At 70.3% G+C, this 15,392-nt stretch carries 15 protein-coding genes; 8 read left to right on the forward strand and 7 right to left on the reverse strand.

The features are described 5' to 3' along the window. Nucleotides 1–124 precede the first annotated feature (124 nt). From C5E07_RS09865 to C5E07_RS09880, 4 genes are read left to right on the forward strand one after another with little or no spacing between them, the layout of a single operon-like run. Entirely contained in the window at nucleotides 125–712 is a 588-nt protein-coding gene (locus tag C5E07_RS09865) for a tripartite tricarboxylate transporter TctB family protein (RefSeq protein WP_104299319.1), read from the forward strand. Between the two features lies 1 nt (nucleotide 713). After that, nucleotides 714–2,285, forward strand: coding sequence for a tripartite tricarboxylate transporter permease (locus C5E07_RS09870; protein ID WP_104299320.1), 1,572 nt, complete (start codon nucleotides 714–716; stop codon nucleotides 2,283–2,285). 29 nt (nucleotides 2,286–2,314) lie between these two features. After that, a complete protein-coding gene (locus C5E07_RS09875) occupies nucleotides 2,315–3,379 on the forward strand; it encodes a tripartite tricarboxylate transporter substrate binding protein (RefSeq protein WP_104241838.1) in 1,065 nt (354 codons plus the stop codon). Between the two features lie 58 nt (nucleotides 3,380–3,437). Beyond that, nucleotides 3,438–4,061 (forward strand): methyltransferase, encoded by a 624-nt coding sequence (locus C5E07_RS09880; protein ID WP_104299321.1) that lies wholly within the window; start codon nucleotides 3,438–3,440, stop codon nucleotides 4,059–4,061. Between the two features lie 81 nt (nucleotides 4,062–4,142). Here the strand turns inward: C5E07_RS09880 and C5E07_RS09885 are convergent, their stop codons facing one another. Beyond that, on the reverse strand, nucleotides 4,143–5,177 hold the full coding sequence (locus tag C5E07_RS09885; RefSeq protein WP_104299322.1) for an NADPH:quinone reductase: 1,035 nt from the start codon (nucleotides 5,175–5,177) through the stop codon (nucleotides 4,143–4,145). 171 nt (nucleotides 5,178–5,348) lie between these two features. On the opposite strand from C5E07_RS09885, the gene C5E07_RS09890 reads away from it, so the two are divergent. Together C5E07_RS09890 and C5E07_RS19490 are read left to right on the forward strand one after the other, a co-directional pair. Further along, nucleotides 5,349–5,702: an MmcQ/YjbR family DNA-binding protein gene (locus C5E07_RS09890; RefSeq protein WP_104299323.1), complete on the forward strand. Its 354-nt coding sequence runs from the start codon at nucleotides 5,349–5,351 to the stop codon at nucleotides 5,700–5,702. 95 nt (nucleotides 5,703–5,797) lie between these two features. Continuing rightward, nucleotides 5,798–5,941, forward strand: coding sequence for a hypothetical protein (locus C5E07_RS19490; RefSeq protein WP_160073511.1), 144 nt, complete (start codon nucleotides 5,798–5,800; stop codon nucleotides 5,939–5,941). Nucleotides 5,942–6,013: 72 nt separating this feature from the next. Here the strand turns inward: C5E07_RS19490 and C5E07_RS09895 are convergent, their stop codons facing one another. Both C5E07_RS09895 and C5E07_RS09900 read right to left on the reverse strand, forming a co-directional pair. Further along, nucleotides 6,014–7,387, reverse strand: a complete 1,374-nt coding sequence (locus C5E07_RS09895) for a hypothetical protein (RefSeq protein ID WP_104241846.1) — start codon at nucleotides 7,385–7,387, stop codon at nucleotides 6,014–6,016. 75 nt (nucleotides 7,388–7,462) lie between these two features. Beyond that, nucleotides 7,463–8,788: a GNAT family N-acetyltransferase gene (locus tag C5E07_RS09900; protein WP_104299324.1), complete on the reverse strand. Its 1,326-nt coding sequence runs from the start codon at nucleotides 8,786–8,788 to the stop codon at nucleotides 7,463–7,465. A gap of 80 nt (nucleotides 8,789–8,868) precedes the next feature. Here C5E07_RS09900 and C5E07_RS09905 point away from each other — a divergent pair, with 80 nt between their 5' ends. Then, the gene (locus tag C5E07_RS09905) at nucleotides 8,869–9,294 is read left to right on the forward strand and encodes a metalloregulator ArsR/SmtB family transcription factor (protein ID WP_104299325.1); all 426 of its coding nucleotides are present in this window, start codon (nucleotides 8,869–8,871) and stop codon (nucleotides 9,292–9,294) included. Then, nucleotides 9,287–10,519, forward strand: coding sequence for an MFS transporter (locus C5E07_RS09910; protein WP_104241852.1), 1,233 nt, complete (start codon nucleotides 9,287–9,289; stop codon nucleotides 10,517–10,519). Before C5E07_RS09905 ends, C5E07_RS09910 begins: the two co-directional genes overlap by 8 nt. On the opposite strand, the gene C5E07_RS09915 is transcribed toward C5E07_RS09910, so the two are convergent. Genes C5E07_RS09915 through C5E07_RS09930 form a run of 4 tightly spaced genes read right to left on the reverse strand, consistent with a single transcriptional unit; the run spans nucleotide 10,510 to nucleotide 15,378 of the window. Then, nucleotides 10,510–12,423: an FAD/NAD(P)-binding protein gene (locus tag C5E07_RS09915; RefSeq protein ID WP_104299326.1), complete on the reverse strand. Its 1,914-nt coding sequence runs from the start codon at nucleotides 12,421–12,423 to the stop codon at nucleotides 10,510–10,512. The genes C5E07_RS09910 and C5E07_RS09915 overlap by 10 nt on opposite strands. Further along, the gene (locus C5E07_RS09920; protein WP_104241856.1) at nucleotides 12,423–13,208 is read right to left on the reverse strand and encodes an ABC transporter ATP-binding protein; all 786 of its coding nucleotides are present in this window, start codon (nucleotides 13,206–13,208) and stop codon (nucleotides 12,423–12,425) included. Before C5E07_RS09920 ends, C5E07_RS09915 begins: the two co-directional genes overlap by 1 nt. After that, nucleotides 13,205–14,305, reverse strand: a complete 1,101-nt coding sequence (locus tag C5E07_RS09925; RefSeq protein WP_104299327.1) for an iron ABC transporter permease — start codon at nucleotides 14,303–14,305, stop codon at nucleotides 13,205–13,207. The genes C5E07_RS09920 and C5E07_RS09925 overlap by 4 nt, the downstream gene beginning before the upstream one ends. Further along, nucleotides 14,305–15,378 (reverse strand): ABC transporter substrate-binding protein, encoded by a 1,074-nt coding sequence (locus C5E07_RS09930; protein WP_104299328.1) that lies wholly within the window; start codon nucleotides 15,376–15,378, stop codon nucleotides 14,305–14,307. The genes C5E07_RS09925 and C5E07_RS09930 overlap by 1 nt, the downstream gene beginning before the upstream one ends. Nucleotides 15,379–15,392 lie beyond the last annotated feature (14 nt).

The raw sequence follows: 15,392 nt of genomic DNA on the forward strand, positions 1-15,392 counted from the left end.
CACTCTCCCACAATCCTGCAAGCATGTGCAAGGTTGCAAGTTCACTCGAAGGGGCGAACGCTCCGGGAGCAGGGCTTTCCCGAAACGCACCAGGATTCGAACCGCAGAGAGGCGGAGGACAACGATGTCATCGAACAGGATCAGAGCCGAATGGGGCATCGCAGCCACCTGCGTCGTGGCGGCAATCGCCTTCGGCGGCGCCGCGGTGAGCTACGGCCTCACCGCGGATACCGGGGTCGGAGCCGGCCTCATGCCGCTCGTCGCCGCGGTCTTCGTCGGCGGTGCCGGCCTCCTCTGGGCCCTCCGCCTCGCCGCAGAGCGAGTCCGCGGCGCGCCCCCAGCGCACCTCCCGGATCTCCCGACTGCGACCGGCTCGATCGGGACGGACGCACCCTTCGAGGCGCTCCTCGAAGGAGAAGAGAGCGACGAGATGGACGACGAGTCGCTGCCGGACAAGGCGGCGTGGCTCCGGATCGGCACGATCGTCGGAAGCGTCGCCCTCGGCGCCGCACTCCTCCCCCTCCTCGGCTACTCGGTCGTCATGGTGCTCATGCTCACGACCGTCCTCATCTTCGTCGGTGGGCGCCGCTGGTGGATCTCCCTCCTCGTCGCACTCGTCGTGACGGGCCTCTCGCGCCTCGTCTTCGAGGTGTGGCTCAACACCGCGCTGCCGCACGCGAGCATCGCTCCCCTCAGCTGGATTGGACTCTGACATGGGCTTCGAGAACCTCATCGGCGGCCTCATCACCGTCCTCACCCCCGAGCACCTGCTCTTCGCCCTCCTCGGCTGCGTCATCGGCATGCTCGTGGGTGTGCTCCCCGGCTTCGGCCCAGCCGCCGCCGTCTCGCTGCTGATCCCGGTCACGTTCGGCCTGGACGCGACAACAGCCATCATCATGCTCGCCGCCATCCTCTACGGAGCGGCCTACGGCGGGACGATCACGGCCGTCCTCCTTCGCATACCCGGCGAGGCCTCGTCCATCGCGACGACGCTCGACGGGTACGAGATGGCCAAGAGGGGGCGAGGAGGGCCCGCGCTCGTGATCGCAGCCCTCGCCTCGTTCGTCGGCGGCCTCATCGGGGTCATCGGATTCGTGCTCGTCGCCCCTTTCAGCCGGCTCGCCCTCGAATTCGGCGCCCCCGAGCTCTTCCTCGTCTCGGTGCTGGGCATGGCGCTCGTCGCGAGCTTCGCCGGCCGCGACCCGGCCAAGGCGCTCCTCAGCGTCGGCGTCGGACTCGCCATCGCGAGCGTCGGCATCGACCAGGGCCAGGGAGTGCAGCGCTTCACCTTCGAGATGCCCGAGCTCTTCGACGGCCTCGGCCTCGTCGCGATCGTCATGGGCGTGTTCGGCATGAGCGAGGTGCTCGCCCAGGCGCGCGGCGGCAAGGACGGCATCCGCAAGCCCATCAAGGTCGGCAAGCTCCTCCCGACGGGTACCGACCTGCGGCGCTCCGCCGGACCCTTCATGCGCGGATCCTTCATCGGGTTCGTCATGGGCCTCCTGCCCGGCTCGCCCGGCGCCGCGACCTCGCTCGCCTCCTACGCCCTCGAGAAGGGCATCTCGCGCCGGGGCGGGGAGTTCGGAAAGGGCGCCGTCGAGGGCGTCGCGGGGCCGGAGGCGGCGAACAACGCACTCGCCGTCTCCTCCATGATCCCGCTCTTCACGCTCGGCATCCCGACGAGCGCCACCGTCGCCATCATGGCCGGCGCCTTCACGATCAACGGCCTCATCCCCGGCCCGCTCCTGTTCCGCGACAACCCTGAGGTCGCCTGGGCGATCATCGCGAGCCTGCTCGTCGGCAACGTGATCCTCCTCATCCTCAACGTGCCGCTCGCGCGAGTGTGGATCGCGGTGCTCAAGGTGCCGTTCCACTACCTGATGGCCGTCATCATCGCGTTCATGTTCCTCGGCACCTACAGCATCAACGGCTCAGCATTCGACATCTTCGTGATGCTCGGGGCAGGCATCGTCGGCTACCTCTTCCACCTGTTCGCCGTGCCCCTCACCCCGCTGGTGCTCGCCGTGATCCTCGGGCCGATGCTCGAGGAGAACTTCCAGCGCTCCCTCGCCCTCTCAAGCGGCGACTACTCCGTGTTCCTCAGCAGCGGCATCAGCGTGACGCTGCTCATCGTGATCGTCGTCGCGGTGCTGTTCGGTGCCGCCCGCCCGCTCCTCAGCTCGCTGCTCGCGAAGCGCGTCGCGCGGATGAACGCGAAGCGGCTCGCCCTGGAGCTCGAGGAGCAGACCCCCGAGATGCAGACCACCTCATCCACCAACCGCTAGCACCCCTGGACCGACGAAGGAGTCAGTCAATGTTCACCACACCCAGAATCGAGAACACCCCGGCGTCGCCGAAGCGCCGCGGCTGGGCGAGCAGGAGCACGCGCCTGACGGCGGTCGTCGCAGCCGCAGCTATCGCGTCCCTGCTGAGCGCCTGCGCGACGGGAACCGCTGGGGCCGCCGACGACGGTGCCGAGTTCCCGGAAGCCGGATCCACGATCGAGTGGATCGTGCCTTCTGCGGCCGGAGCCGGCAACGACATCCTCGCCCGCATCATGGCCCCCGCCATGGGCGAAGACCTCGGCGTCAACATCAAGGTCGTCAACAAGGAGGGCGGCAACCAGGTCATCGGCCTCAACGCCCTGGCCTCCGCCAAGCCGGACGGGCTCACGCTGGGCTTCACGAACATCCCCTCGATCTTCGGCCGCTACCTCGACCCGAGCAAGCAGGCCGGTTTCGACCGGGAGAGCTTCGCACCCGTCGGCTCGTTCGCGCTCAACGACATCGTCATCGGCGTCAACAAGGACAGCCCGTACACGAGCACGCAGGAGCTCTTCGATGCCGTCAAGGCGAGTCCCGGCACCATCACCGTCGGCACCGACTCGCGTGCGGGAGACGACCACGTCAACCTCCGCACCCTCGAGAAGGAGCTCGGCCTCGAATTCAACATCGTGCATTACAACAGCGGGGCCGACAAGATCGCAGCTCTCGTCTCCGGCGAGGTCGATTTCGCCCTCGGGGGCGTCTCCTCGTTCATCGGGCAGGCCAAGTCAGGTGAGATCAACGTGCTCTCGGTCCTCAGCGACGTCCCGAGCCCCTTCTTCCCCGACGTCACGACGTTGAACGAGCAGGGCTTCGAAGTGGCGCCGATGTCGAACAACTTCGCCGTCTCGGTCCCGGCCGGAACGCCAGCTGCAACGGTCGCCGCGCTCGAGGCAGCCCTCCAAGCCGCAACCGAGGATCCCGACGTCGTCGCCGCGCTCGAGAATGCGGGAACGGTACCCAACTGGATGCCAGCCGCAGACGTGGCCACGCTCTGGGAGGAGCGAGAAGCGACGACGAAGCCGATCATCGCGGAGCTGATCGCCGGTGAGTAGCACCGCCTCCACTCGACCAACCGCCCCATCAGCCGCTCGACCAGCAGGAGATCGACGCATGAACAGCGAGCACGCAAGCAGCACCGCGACGACCAGCGACCGCCTCATCGACCGCGCGCGGGGCATCCCGAGCGCCAACATCGGGGATGCGCAGGACCGGCTCGGCACGGCCTCAGGGATACGGCCGGTCTGGGATGGCGCGAAGCTCGCGGGCCGCGCGCTTCCCGTCTGGACCCGCCCGGGCGACAACCTCATCATCCACAAGGCCCTCGACGTCGCGCAGCCGGGAGACGTGCTGGTCGTCAACGGCGGCGGCGACGTGAGCCGAGCGCTCATCGGCGACCTCATCGGGCTCCGAGCCCTGCGCCTCGGTGTCGCCGGGTTCGTCATCGACGGGGCGATCCGCGATGCCGTGGGCCTCGGCGAGATCGGACTCCCGGTCTTCGCCCGCGCGGTGACGCCAGCCGGCCCCTACAAGTTCGGCCCGGGTCGCATCGGCATCCCGGTCGCGATGAGCGGTGTGGTCGTCGAAGCTGGGGACCTCATCGTGGCCGACGACGACGGGGTTGTCGTCGTTCGCAGCGAAGAGGCCGACGAGGTCATCACCCGCGCCGAGGAGATCGAGGCGGGCGAGCGCCGCAAGCGGATCGCGATCGAGGAGACGGCTCGGGTTCGGGTCTAGCCGCCAGAGCCAGGACGAAGGACACACGTCGGCCGCAGCCCCGCAGAGGAGCTGCGGCCGACGTCACTGCAACCGCTGAGATCAGGCCTTCTCGTCCGCGACGCGGATGAGCACCTTCCCCACGGCTCCACCCTCGACCGCGTCGTGCGCCTGGGCCGTCTCCTCGAGCGGGAACCACGTGATGGGCAGGCCAGCCGGCTCCCCCACGGGAAGCGCGCCGTCGACGAGCGCCGCCGTCACGTCCTCGGCCGCCGCGTGCAGCGCATCCGGACCCACCGTGTAGAGCAGCAGCCCCTGCCAGCGGACGTTCTTCGCGAAGCTCGCGATGATGGGCACGGTGAAGTCGTCGCCGTTGTTGTTCGCGTAGTAGGCGATGCTGCCGTGGTTGGCGATGACCTCGACGTCGAGCGCCGCGTTCTGCGTGGGCGACACCTCGACGATGTGGTCGACGCCGTTCGGAGCCAGTTCCCGGATGCGCTCGGCGAGCGAGGCGTCCGGGTAGCGGACCACGTGGTGCGCCCCGGCTGCGAGGGCCAGGGCTTCCTTCTCGTCGCTACTCACCGATGTGATCACCGTCGCACCTGCCCACACCGAGAGCTGGATGGCCGCGTGGCCCACCGCTCCTGCGCCGCCGTGCACCAGCACCGTGCGGCCCGCGAGCGCCTCGGGCGAGAGACGGGCGGGGCCGTGCTCGTGCACCGTGAGTGCCCGGTGCGCCGTCATGGCGGGCACGCCGAGGCTCGCGGCGACGTCGAAGTCGATGCCGTCCGGCAACGCGACGACACGGTCGGCGGGCAGCACCGTGAACTCCTGCGCCGTGCCCGTCGGCCGGTTGTGCGCCGCGAGGTACACCCAGACACGGTCGCCGACGGCGAGCGTGTCCACGCCGTCGCCGAGAGCATCGACGACGCCCGCACCATCCTGGTTCGGGACCACCTCCGGGAAGCCGAGCAGACTGCCCGCGCCACCGCCGTCGCGCGCCTTCCAATCGGTGGGGTTCACGCCAGAGGCGACGACCCTCACGCGGACTTCGCCCGGGCCAGGCTGCGCGACCTCGCGCTCGACCTGGGAGAGGACGCTGGACGGACCGGTGGCTGAGTAGACGATTGCCTTCATACCCGGGTTCAGCGAGCCGGCGCCCCGCGCTATTCCCTCCGTGGCGCGTCCACGGCGATGGCGGCTTCCTGGGCCACCGCTCACAGCACGGTCCGCTCGCCCGGACGAAGACGCCGTCTCGTTCCGACAACAACCGGGCACGGGACGGCCGGACGGTGGCACGATGGCGTCATGAGCAGCGACGACGATGTGCGACGGCTGGCGCTCCGCCTGCCGGAGACCTCGGAGCGCACCGCCTACGGCACCCCGGCGTTCTACGTCGGGACGAAGATGTTCGCGCGCATCCACGACGAGCCCGGGGTGCTCGTGTGCTGGCGCGCCGACCTCGGCGAGCGCGAGGCTCTGCTCCAGGGCGAGCCGTCGGCGTTCTTCACGACACCCCACTACGACGGCCACCCGAGCGTGCTGGTGCGGCTCGCGAACGTCCCCCCGCCGAGGCTCGGCGAACTGCTCCAGGAGGCGTGGGAGGCCAGGGCGACCAAGCGCATCCTGCGCGATGCGCAGTCCTCTCCCGAGCGGGACTGACCCACCTCGGGCACGCACCGCTGGCCGATGCCCGCAGGCGCCCGACGGGCCGCGTCGTACCACCCTGGGCCGCGCGTCCGCTCTATGATCAGCGGATGGTCAAGGTCATTGCAGTCATCCGTCCAGTAGCCAGCGAGACGATCGAGGCGGAAGCCGACTCCTACGAGGCGGCGAAGGCGAAAATCGAGGCGATGGTCCCTGAGGGCTACGAGCTGCTCTCCGTGCGCTCCGCGAAGTAGCGAGCGACGCGGCGACCGACGACGGCCGGCGGGCGCCGCAACAGCGAGGGCCCGACCGAGGTGCCGGAGCCGCTAGTCGAACATCCCGTCAAGCAGCCCGCCGATCATGAGACCACCGAGCACGCCGCCAACGACGTCGCCCATGTCTCCGCCACGTCGGCCGCCGCGACCGCCGTAGCCGCCCTGGTAGCCGCCGCCACGCGGCTGGCCCCACTCGTCGTACCCCTGCTGCTGCTGCGGACGCGACTGGTCGATGTCGCGCTGCGCGAGCTGCAGTGCCTCGCTCGCGAGCGAACCCGCCCGGCGTGCCAGCGCTAGCGCCTGCTCGCGTTCGTCTTCACCGCCCCGGAAGCTGACCAGCTCGTTGCGGATGCGCTCCGCCTCGGCAAGCCGGGTGCGCGGCGCCGAGCCGATCCAGCCACGGTGGCCGGAGATGACGTCGTTGGCGACGGCGATCTGCCGATCCGCGTCGTCGATGGCGGTCACGACCTGAGTCTGCGACGGGATGGGCCGCGCGGCCCTGTCCCTGGCCTTGGCGATCGCCTCGTCGAGTCCCGTGTTCGCGGCACGGAGCCTCGAGAGCGACGCGAACGGGTCGGTTCGCTCGCCCGCGGGAGGGAGCGCGGCGAGCGCATCGGTGAGCCGCTTCGCGGCTTCCTCGACCTCCTGGCTGCGTGGCACGTCTCTCGCCGCGACGAGATCGCCCCTCGAGTCCGCGATCACGGCAGCGAGCGTCGACTCGGCGCGGAGTGCCTCGATCTCGTAGTTCTCGACGGCGTCGAGCAGCGTATGCACGCGGCGCACGGCCTCCGTGGACGCCTCGAGGGCAAGCCGCGACTGCTCGTTCTGCCCGGCCTCACGGCGGCGCAGCGACACGTCGGCGCTGTGCTCCGCGAAGGTCAGGAGCTGGGCCGCCTCGGCGGGGTTGTCGCCCACCTGGTGCAGCGCGGCGTCCGAGTAGCGCAGCGCGAGACGATCGATGCTGGCCTGCGCGTCCGGGATGCGCGCGCGCAGACGCTCCGAGTCCCGCTTGACGCCCTCGAGCACGGCGGGCGTCTGCCGCACCACCGCGACGGCCTCCTCGAGCACCGAGGACTTCTCTTCGAGCAGCCCCATCGCCCACTCGCAGATCTGCACGATCCGCGCGTTCCTGGTGCGCAGCTCGTCTGGCGTGTCCGGGATGTCATCGACGTTCAGCTGATTCAGGTGGAACGCCTCGCCCATGTACTTGCGCACGTTGACGAGCGTGTCCTTCAGGTCCTGTGTCGCGCCGGAGCCCAGTTCGGCCTCCGCGAACGAGAGCTCGTCGTTCATGAGCCGGATGCGCTCATCGGCGTCGACGAGCGCAACACCCGCCTTCATCGCCAGGTCCTTGTCGTGGGCGTCGATCTCGGCCTGCTGCGCTTGCTTCGCGCGGCGAGCGCGCCCCCAGAATCCAGATGCCATGTCGCAGATTCTAGTTGCGCGCCGCCCCGCCAAGCTGGCGATGTTCACCGTCGGCGGAGCGGCGCACCGCGGAGCTCAGTACCAGATGCCCGGCGAGGGCTCCGGCGAGACCCGCAGCACACGTCCCGCGAGCTCCGCCGCCCCGTCGCTCAGCTCATGCAGGGAGCCTGCTGCGCGGAGCGCGGCGGGCGATACGCCGCCGAGGAGGAGCGACCCGAGCGCGTCCACGCCCAGGCGCACGGCTGCCGACCCCTCGGGCAGGGCATCGACCGGCTCCGCCGTCCCGACGCCATCCGCGCCGACCGTGAGCACGAACGAGCCGCCCGCGAAGCCGAGCGCATCCTCGATCTCGAGTCCGAGCACGCCGGGCGACGAATACCGTCGCGCGTCCAGCACGGCCTTCGTGTCCAGGATGCGCAGCCACTGGTGGTCGGAGGTCGTGACGGTCGCGGCCCGCTGGTCGCCGAGCATCCACCTGATGGGCTCGTCGATGGCGAGCTGCTCCGCCTTGACGGTCGCGACGAGATCGGCCTCGAGGAAGAAGCGCCACAGCGCGGCGTAGGCGTCGTCGCTGACGGCGCGGAGGAACTCGACGTTCAGCGTGTGGCTCGCGTAGTCGTGGTCGCCGCCCTCGAGCTTGAACAGCGCTGCCCCCTCGAGGTCACCGGCCTCCGAGGTGTAGGTGATGGCGCGGAGCTTCTTGCCATCGCCGTCCTCGTCGTGCACCGTTCCCGCGAGGCGGGGCCACATTCCGTCCCAGCCCTCGATCTCCCCGACCCGCGCCACCCTGACGCGGTCGAAGAGGCCGCCGATCTGCTCGGCCCACTGCTCCCGCCCCACGTAGTCGACGCGACCGGCCGGGGTCGGGCCGGCCCAGCGGACGCGGCGCGTGTCGATGCTGAAGCTCGCGGCGAAGGTCGCGGGCCCGAAGCCGAACCGGCCGTAGATCGTCGACTCCGACACCGTGAGGGCCGCGAGCGGGAGGCCGAGGGCAGCGGCCGTGCGCAGCTCCCCCTCGAGCAGGTTCCTGGCGATCCCGCGGCGGCGGCGAGCCTGGGAGACGGTCACCGAGCTGATCGCCCAGCTGGTCAGCTGGCTGCCGCCCGGCAGCGTGAGGTCGGCGGGCCACGAGCTCACCGTGGCGATGGGCTCGTCGACGAGGGGCGCCGAGTCGTCCCAGACGCCCGTCGTGCGGCGGTAGCCCAGGGATGCGCGCATCCCCTCGAGCTGCTTCTCGCTCGGCTCGGCGGCGAGGAATCCACGGAGGTCTGCTCGCGCCCATGCGTTGAAGGTGGCCGCGTCATCGGTATCGAGCGTCTCGTAGCGCAGGCCGGACTCGGCGAGCTTCGCCGCGGAGGTCGGGTCGATGGGATGGCGCGCGAAGTCGTCGGCTGCAGTCATGCATCCAGGGTAGGGGCCAGGACAGCGCCGCGCTGGGCGCGTGCTCGACGCGACACCCGCAACTATGCCATTATCTGCGTATGCATGCAGATACGCAGGAAGACGGCACGGGTTCACTCGGACACATCGAGCTCGACAACCCGACCGTCGAACTCGCCGCCGAGGTCTTCGGCATGCTCGCCGACGCGACGCGCGTGCGCATCGTGCTCGTCCTCGACGACGGGGAGCACGCCGTGAACGACATCGCCGAGGCCGTCGGCAAGACGCCGGCGAGCGTCTCGCAGCACCTCGCCAAGCTGCGCCTCGCCCGCATCGTCGCGACCAGGCAGGAAGGCACGCGCGTCTTCTACCGGCTCATCAACGGTCACGCGAAGCGGCTCGTCGCCGACGCGCTGTTCCAGGCCGAGCACTCCGTCGCCGGAGTCGGAGGCGCCGACGCCATCCCACCCCACCACCGGCGAGACCCGCAGCCGGGTCGCGAGCTGCGGGGAGACGTCGATGCGTGAGGTCCTCGCCAACCGGGCCTTCCGTCGGCTCTTCTCCGCCCAGGTCATCGCGCTCGTCGGCACGGGGCTGCTCACGGTCGCGCTCGGCCTCCTCGCGTTCGACCTCGCGGGCGGCGACGCTGGCATCGTGCTCGGCACCGCGCTGACGATCAAGATGATCGCCTACGTCGTGGTGTCGCCCGTCATGGCGGCGGTCACGAGCCGGTGGTCACGACGCCGTGTCCTCATCTCTGCTGACCTCATCCGCGCCCTCATCGCACTCGGCCTCCCCTTCGTCGGCGAGGTCTGGCAGGTCTACGTGCTCGTCTTCGTCCTGCAGGCAGCGTCCGCGACCTTCACGCCCACCTTCCAGGCCGTCATCCCCGACGTGCTCCCGGATGAGCGCCTCTACACGCGGGCGCTCTCGCTCTCGCGCCTCGCCTACGACCTCGAGGCACTCGTGAGCCCGCTGCTCGCAGCCCTGCTGCTCACCGTCGTCAGCTCCAACTCGCTGTTCGTCGGGACCGTCCTCGGCTTCGTCATCTCGGCGACGCTCGTCGGCACGACGACGTTCCCCACCCGCACGCTCGCAGCCCCGAGCCCCTTCATCTCCCGGCTGACCTCCGGGCTGCGGGTCTTCTTGCGCACCCGCGACCTCCGGGCCCTCCTGGCGCTGAACCTGGCGGTCGCGGCCGGCACGGCCATGGTGATCGTGAACTCGGTCGTCTTCGTGCAGGCGCAGCTCGGGCGGGCGCAGTCGGACCTGGCGATCCTGCTCGCCTCCTACGGAGCCGGCTCCCTGCTCGTGGCGCTCGCGCTGCCTCGGGTGCTCGATCGCGTCTCCGACCGCCGGGTCATGCTGGCCGGCGCTGCCCTCATCCCGATCGGCCTCCTCGCGATGGCGGGCGTGCTCTCGACCGATGCAGCGTGGGCCTGGCCACTCGCCCTCCCCGTGTGGGGGCTGCTCGGCGCCGCGACCTCGCTGATCCTGACGCCTTCCTCGCGGCTCCTCCGGAGGGCGGCATCTGGCGAGCAGCGACCCGCGGTCTTCGCGGCCCAGTTCTCGCTCTCACACGCCTGCTTCATGCTCTGCTACCCGATCGCTGGCCTCGCGGGCGCGCAGCTCGGTCTCGCGCCGGCGGGCCTGATCCTCGGCGTCGTGGCCCTCCTCGCCGTCCTCGTGGCCGGGCTGACGTGGGTGCCTCGGGGCGCTCGCGAGCCAGCCCCGCACCGCGTTCAGCTCTGACGCTGCTGGCTCGCGAGCCGGACGATCTGCCTCGCGGCGACGTCGGCACCGGCCAGCAGCGGTGAGGGCTTGCGCGGCGTCGCCCCGATCGCGCTGCCCGGCTGCGTGCTGAGGGCCGGGATGCCGAGCACAACCACTCGATCGTCGACGGAGCCGTCGCGCCGCACGAGATTGAGGCCGGGCTCCCCCTCCTCCAGGCTCGCGCCCGTCGCCTCCATGCTGTCCGTCTCGACGGCCACTCCGTCTCGCGCTCGTCGCGCGTGCACTCGAGCGCGTCCGGAGTCCAGCAGCGCGCGCAGCAGCGGGTCGTCGGTCGCCGGCACCTTTCCCTTCGACATGCGGGGTTCGATGAGCGCGCGGGCGCGCACCTCGATGCCCGTGATCGCGGAGCGGGCGACGAACTCGCCGGCCTCGACATCGAGCGATACCGAGGTCTCGGGGCCGGTCAGGCGGAGCAAGCCAGCGTCGATGAGCGCGAGCACCTCACGAGTCCGCCCGGACGGTGGGCCGGATGCGAGGAACAGCCCGTCCGCGTTGAACCAGCCTTCGAAGTCGGTGACAGCCGAGCGGCCCTCGAGCACGCCGCTCACGGCGAGTCGTGCCGCCTGGCCCCGCAGAGCCCCCATCGCGCGGTTGACCGCGGCGCGAGGATGCTCGTCTGGCGAGGACATCGACCCGAGCTCGCTCTCGACGAGCTGCTCGACCTGACGCCGCCACCGCTCGGGGCTCACCTGCTGACCCCGCGTCGGGCGTCGCAGCGAGTCGATCGTGAACGCGTGGGCACCGTCGTCAGCACGCTGGTCGATGGACGCCGTGAGGACGTCGTCGATGGCGCTGACGCTCTCGGCATCGTCGAGGGCGGCGAGGGCCTCCGGAAGCGAGACGGTGAGGGCGTGGGGTGCCCAAGCCGAGAGGGCGGCGAGGTACGCAACAGCGAACTCGCGCGCGATGGATGGCCAGACGTCGCCTCGGAAGTCCAACGACTCCGGCTCGGCCGCGGCGAGCGCCCTGAACCAGTCCGGGTTCGCGGTGCGTGCCACGAACGGCGACGCCTCCGCCCAGCCGTCCGCCTTGGCGCGGTACGGCACGCCCCGGCGCGAACCTGCGTGGAGGATGGGCTCGTCTCCCGACGGCAGGTAGCGAAGTCGCCCTCGTACATCGCCGGCGACGGGCTCGAACCGTCCGCCGCGCCCCGCCGTGAGCACGGCGACGACGTCGAAGAAGTTCGCGCCGAGGCCGCGGACGATGACGTCCTCGCCCGCTGGCACCTTGCCCCAGTCTTGCTCGGCCGGCATTCCAGGGGCGATGTAGACCAGGCCGAGCTCTCGCGCTGCCCGCTCGAAGCGCTGCGTCTCGTCGGTCGGCAGCGTCTGCACCATGCCCTGGGCGAGTACGACGATCGGCGCCCGCAGCTCGGTGCCGTCAGCGAGCACGACGGTGCGTGCGTCGGGCCCGTCGTCGCGCACGTCCACTGCGGTTCCCCGGATTCGGGCGAGCTCCACGTGCCCGCTCGCCTCGGCCGCTGCGAGCTGCTCGCGGAAGTAGACCCCCTGCAGCCGCCGAGAGGGGAAGCTGCCGGGGCGCACCGCGCGCGCCTCCTCGAGCACCCACGGCGTGGGGTGCTCGCCACGGTCGACGATCGCGGCCGCCCAGTCGACGAGGTCCGGGCCCGGCACGATCGGCCCGGTCATCCTGGTCGACTCGTCGGCGTGGATGGTCGTCGAGCCGGAGGTCGTGTTGTTGAGGAACTCTGCCGGCTGGTCGATGCGCCAGGTCGCTCCGGCCCCCACGTCGATCGCGTCGACGATGGCTACGCGGATGCACGCGTCTGGTCGGCGCGCCACCACCCTGAGGACCGTGGCGACGGCGCGCGGACCGCCCCCGACGATGACGGCGTCGAACATCAGATGCGGTACTCCAGGTCGTCCTCGACGACTGGCCGAACCTCGACGAAGCCTTCGCGCTCCTCGACGGTCACGCGCAGCCCGTAGACCTGCTTGAGGGTGTCCTCCTGCAGCGCCTCAGCCGGTGTTCCGCTCTTGATGATCGTGCCCTGGTCGAGCATGACGATCTGGTCGCAGAAGCGGCCGGCGTGGTTGAGGTCGTGGATCGCGATGAGGGCCGTGATGCCCTTCGTGCGGGTGATGCGACGCACGATCTGCAGCGTCTCGATCTGGTAGCGCAGGTCGAGCGCGCTCGTCGGCTCGTCGAGCAGGAGCACCTTCGGGTCCTGCGCGAGAGCCCTGGCCACGAGCACACGCTGCGCCTGGCCCCCGGAGAGCTCGGACATGTTCCTGTCCACGAGAGAGTCGAGGTTCAGGAGCGTGATCGCGTCCTGGACGTGCCGCCAGTCCTCGGCGCCTGGCGCCATCCCATAGTGGGGCGTGCGACCGAGCAGCACCGCCTCGCGCACCGTGAGGTCGAAGGGCGCCTCTCCGGACTGCGGCACGTAGGCCACCGTTCGCGCGTGCTCGCGCCTGCCGAGGCCGAGCACGTCGGTGCCGTCGAACGTGACGGTCCCCACGCTCGGCTTGTGAACGCGGGCGATGATCTTCGTGAGCGTCGACTTGCCGGAGCCGTTCGGTCCGAGCAGCGCGCAGAAGGTGCCGTCCTGCACTTCGAGGCTCACGCCCTTCAGCACCTTGTGCTTGCCGTAGGCGAACTCGATGCCGTCGATCGTCAGGCTCATTTGAGGGCCGTCTTCCTCGTGAGGATGAGCTGGATGAAGATGGGCGCGCCGATGAAGGCGACCACGATGCCGACGGGGATGACGGCGGGTGCCAGGATCGTGCGCCCGACGGTGTCGGCGACGAGCAGCAGCAGCCCTCCTGTGAGCACCGAGAACGGGATGAGGTAGCGGTGGTCTGCGCCGATGATGAGGCGCGCGATGTGCGGGCCGACGAGTCCCACGAAGCCGATCACGCCGCAGAAGCTGACGATGACAGCGGCGAGCACAACCGCGACGACGATGAGCCCGACGCGGAGCGCCTGCACGTTGACGCCGAGGCTCTTGGCCGCGTCGTCGCCCGCGAAGGCGACGGCGTTGAGGTCCTTAGCGAACCACAGCACGAACGGGATCGTCGCGAGGACGAGGACGCCGACCGTCTGCACGTCACCCCACGTCGCGTCGTTCACGGAGCCGAACGTCCAGCGCACGATGGCCTGCAGCGTGTTCTCGTTGGCCGTGAACTGGAGTGCGGCGGTGAGCGCCTCGAACAGCTGCGTGATGGCGATGCCGAGGAGCAGGAGCGTGGCGATGGCCATGCCCTTGGCGGAGGCGAGCCCGAGTACGAGCGCCGAGACGGCGAGCGAGACGACCAGCGCGCTCGCGATGATCGCCCACGAGGGCAGCGTCGTGCCACCCGCGATGGTGATCGCGAGGGCAGCGCCGAACGCGGCCGCCGGCGAGACGCCGAGCGTGAAGGGGCTCACAAGCGGGTTCCTGAGCAGCCCCTGCATGAGGACACCCGACAGCGAGAGGCCTGCGCCGGCGGCGAAGGCCAGCAGCACGCGTGGGAGGCGCAGCTCGGTGACGATGGAGAACTTCTGCGCGAAGTCGTTCTCGAGCGTCCCGCCGAAGATCGACAGGGTGACGGCCTTCCAGACGTCGCCGAAGGTCACTCCGGCCGTGCCGATGGTGACGGCGGCGACGACGGCGAGGGTGCTCACGACCACGCCGCCGATGATGGCGAGCCGCTTGACGTTCGCGCGCTTGCGCTCGCTCGAGGCGACCGCGTTCTGCTCGCCCGGGGTATCCGTGCCGGTCTTCGGCGTGGTGATTGCCACTACGCGGCCGCCTGGTACTGCTGGATGTACTCGCTGGCGCCGGGGAAGTCGGTCTGCTGGAAGTCGACGACCCAGCGCTCGAGGAACTCATCTGGGTTCACGTCGGCGAACTCCTCCGGGTGCAGCCACTTGGCGAGGTAGAGGGCGCCGATGGACTTCGCGACGGCGCTGGTCGCCCAGCCGTTGGCGAGGTAGACCTCGCCGTCCTGGATGGCGGTGATGTTCGACCAGCCCGGTCGGGACGTGATCTCTGCGCCGAGCGTGTCGAAGCGCTCCTGGCCGGTCGGCGTCGCGCTCGGCTCGAACTCGTGGACGATGACGGCCGGGTTGCGGGTGACGACCTCGGCGGGGTCGACCGTGATCTCCTCCTGCTCGTCGCCACCGCCTGCGGCGTTCTCGAAGACGTTCGTGCCGCCTGCCGCCTCGATGATGGCGTGGAAGCCGGACCCGGGCAGCACCGTCAGGTACGGGTCGACCGTCTCCCAGTAGACGGGCACGGGCTCGACGCCCTCGGTGCGCTCGGCGACGACGTCGAGGATCTCGTTCGAGAAGTCGGTGACGGCGCTTGCTCCCTCTTCCTTCTGGAAGACCTGGCCGAGGAGGGTGACGGTCTCGTCGAACACCGCGTAGTCCCAGGCGGTCGCGACGACGACGGGGATGCCGAACGACTCGAGCTGCTCGGCGGCCTCCTGCCAGACGGCGTTGCGGGGCATGATGACGACGTCGGGGTCGAGCTCCGCGACCGCCTCGTAGTTGATCTGGTCGAGGCCCTCGGCGATGACGTCGCTCTCGTCGACCGGCAGGTACGGGAGGCGGTTGATGGATGCGCGGTCGACGCCCACGACCGTGTCGCCGGCTCCGATCGCCCGCACGAACTCGTTGCCGTAGCTGTTGAGCACCACGGCCCGTTCGACGGGTCCGTTGATCGTGACCTCGCGGTCCTGATCGTCGACGACGGTGATGGTCTCGGCGTCGGCTCCGCCCTCGGGGGTCACCGTGCCGCAGCCGGCGAGGAGCAGGGAGCTGGCGACGAGGGCCGCGATGGCGGCGGGCAGTCGGCGTGAGATGGGCATATCGGTACCTCTCG

Source organism: Pseudoclavibacter sp. RFBJ3 (assembly GCF_002931375.1).
In the GTDB taxonomy this organism is placed as follows: Bacteria; Actinomycetota; Actinomycetes; order Actinomycetales; family Microbacteriaceae; genus Pseudoclavibacter.

What these genes read in the sequence shown, in the direction of transcription:
- C5E07_RS09920 (WP_104241856.1), bottom strand. Translation starts at nt 13,208, where the DNA reads ATGAGCCTGACGATCGACGGCATCGAGTTCGCCTACGGCAAGCACAAG.
- C5E07_RS09890 (WP_104299323.1), top strand. Translation starts at nt 5,349, where the DNA reads ATGAGCAGCGACGACGATGTGCGACGGCTGGCGCTCCGCCTGCCGGAG.
- C5E07_RS09895 (WP_104241846.1), bottom strand. Translation starts at nt 7,387, where the DNA reads ATGGCATCTGGATTCTGGGGGCGCGCTCGCCGCGCGAAGCAAGCGCAG.
- C5E07_RS09865 (WP_104299319.1), top strand. Translation starts at nt 125, where the DNA reads ATGTCATCGAACAGGATCAGAGCCGAATGGGGCATCGCAGCCACCTGC.
- C5E07_RS09930 (WP_104299328.1), bottom strand. Translation starts at nt 15,378, where the DNA reads ATGCCCATCTCACGCCGACTGCCCGCCGCCATCGCGGCCCTCGTCGCC.
- C5E07_RS19490 (WP_160073511.1), top strand. Translation starts at nt 5,798, where the DNA reads ATGGTCAAGGTCATTGCAGTCATCCGTCCAGTAGCCAGCGAGACGATC.
- C5E07_RS09875 (WP_104241838.1), top strand. Translation starts at nt 2,315, where the DNA reads ATGTTCACCACACCCAGAATCGAGAACACCCCGGCGTCGCCGAAGCGC.
- C5E07_RS09910 (WP_104241852.1), top strand. Translation starts at nt 9,287, where the DNA reads ATGCGTGAGGTCCTCGCCAACCGGGCCTTCCGTCGGCTCTTCTCCGCC.
- C5E07_RS09915 (WP_104299326.1), bottom strand. Translation starts at nt 12,423, where the DNA reads ATGTTCGACGCCGTCATCGTCGGGGGCGGTCCGCGCGCCGTCGCCACG.
- C5E07_RS09900 (WP_104299324.1), bottom strand. Translation starts at nt 8,788, where the DNA reads ATGACTGCAGCCGACGACTTCGCGCGCCATCCCATCGACCCGACCTCC.
- C5E07_RS09905 (WP_104299325.1), top strand. Translation starts at nt 8,869, where the DNA reads ATGCATGCAGATACGCAGGAAGACGGCACGGGTTCACTCGGACACATC.
- C5E07_RS09880 (WP_104299321.1), top strand. Translation starts at nt 3,438, where the DNA reads ATGAACAGCGAGCACGCAAGCAGCACCGCGACGACCAGCGACCGCCTC.
- C5E07_RS09870 (WP_104299320.1), top strand. Translation starts at nt 714, where the DNA reads ATGGGCTTCGAGAACCTCATCGGCGGCCTCATCACCGTCCTCACCCCC.
- C5E07_RS09885 (WP_104299322.1), bottom strand. Translation starts at nt 5,177, where the DNA reads ATGAAGGCAATCGTCTACTCAGCCACCGGTCCGTCCAGCGTCCTCTCC.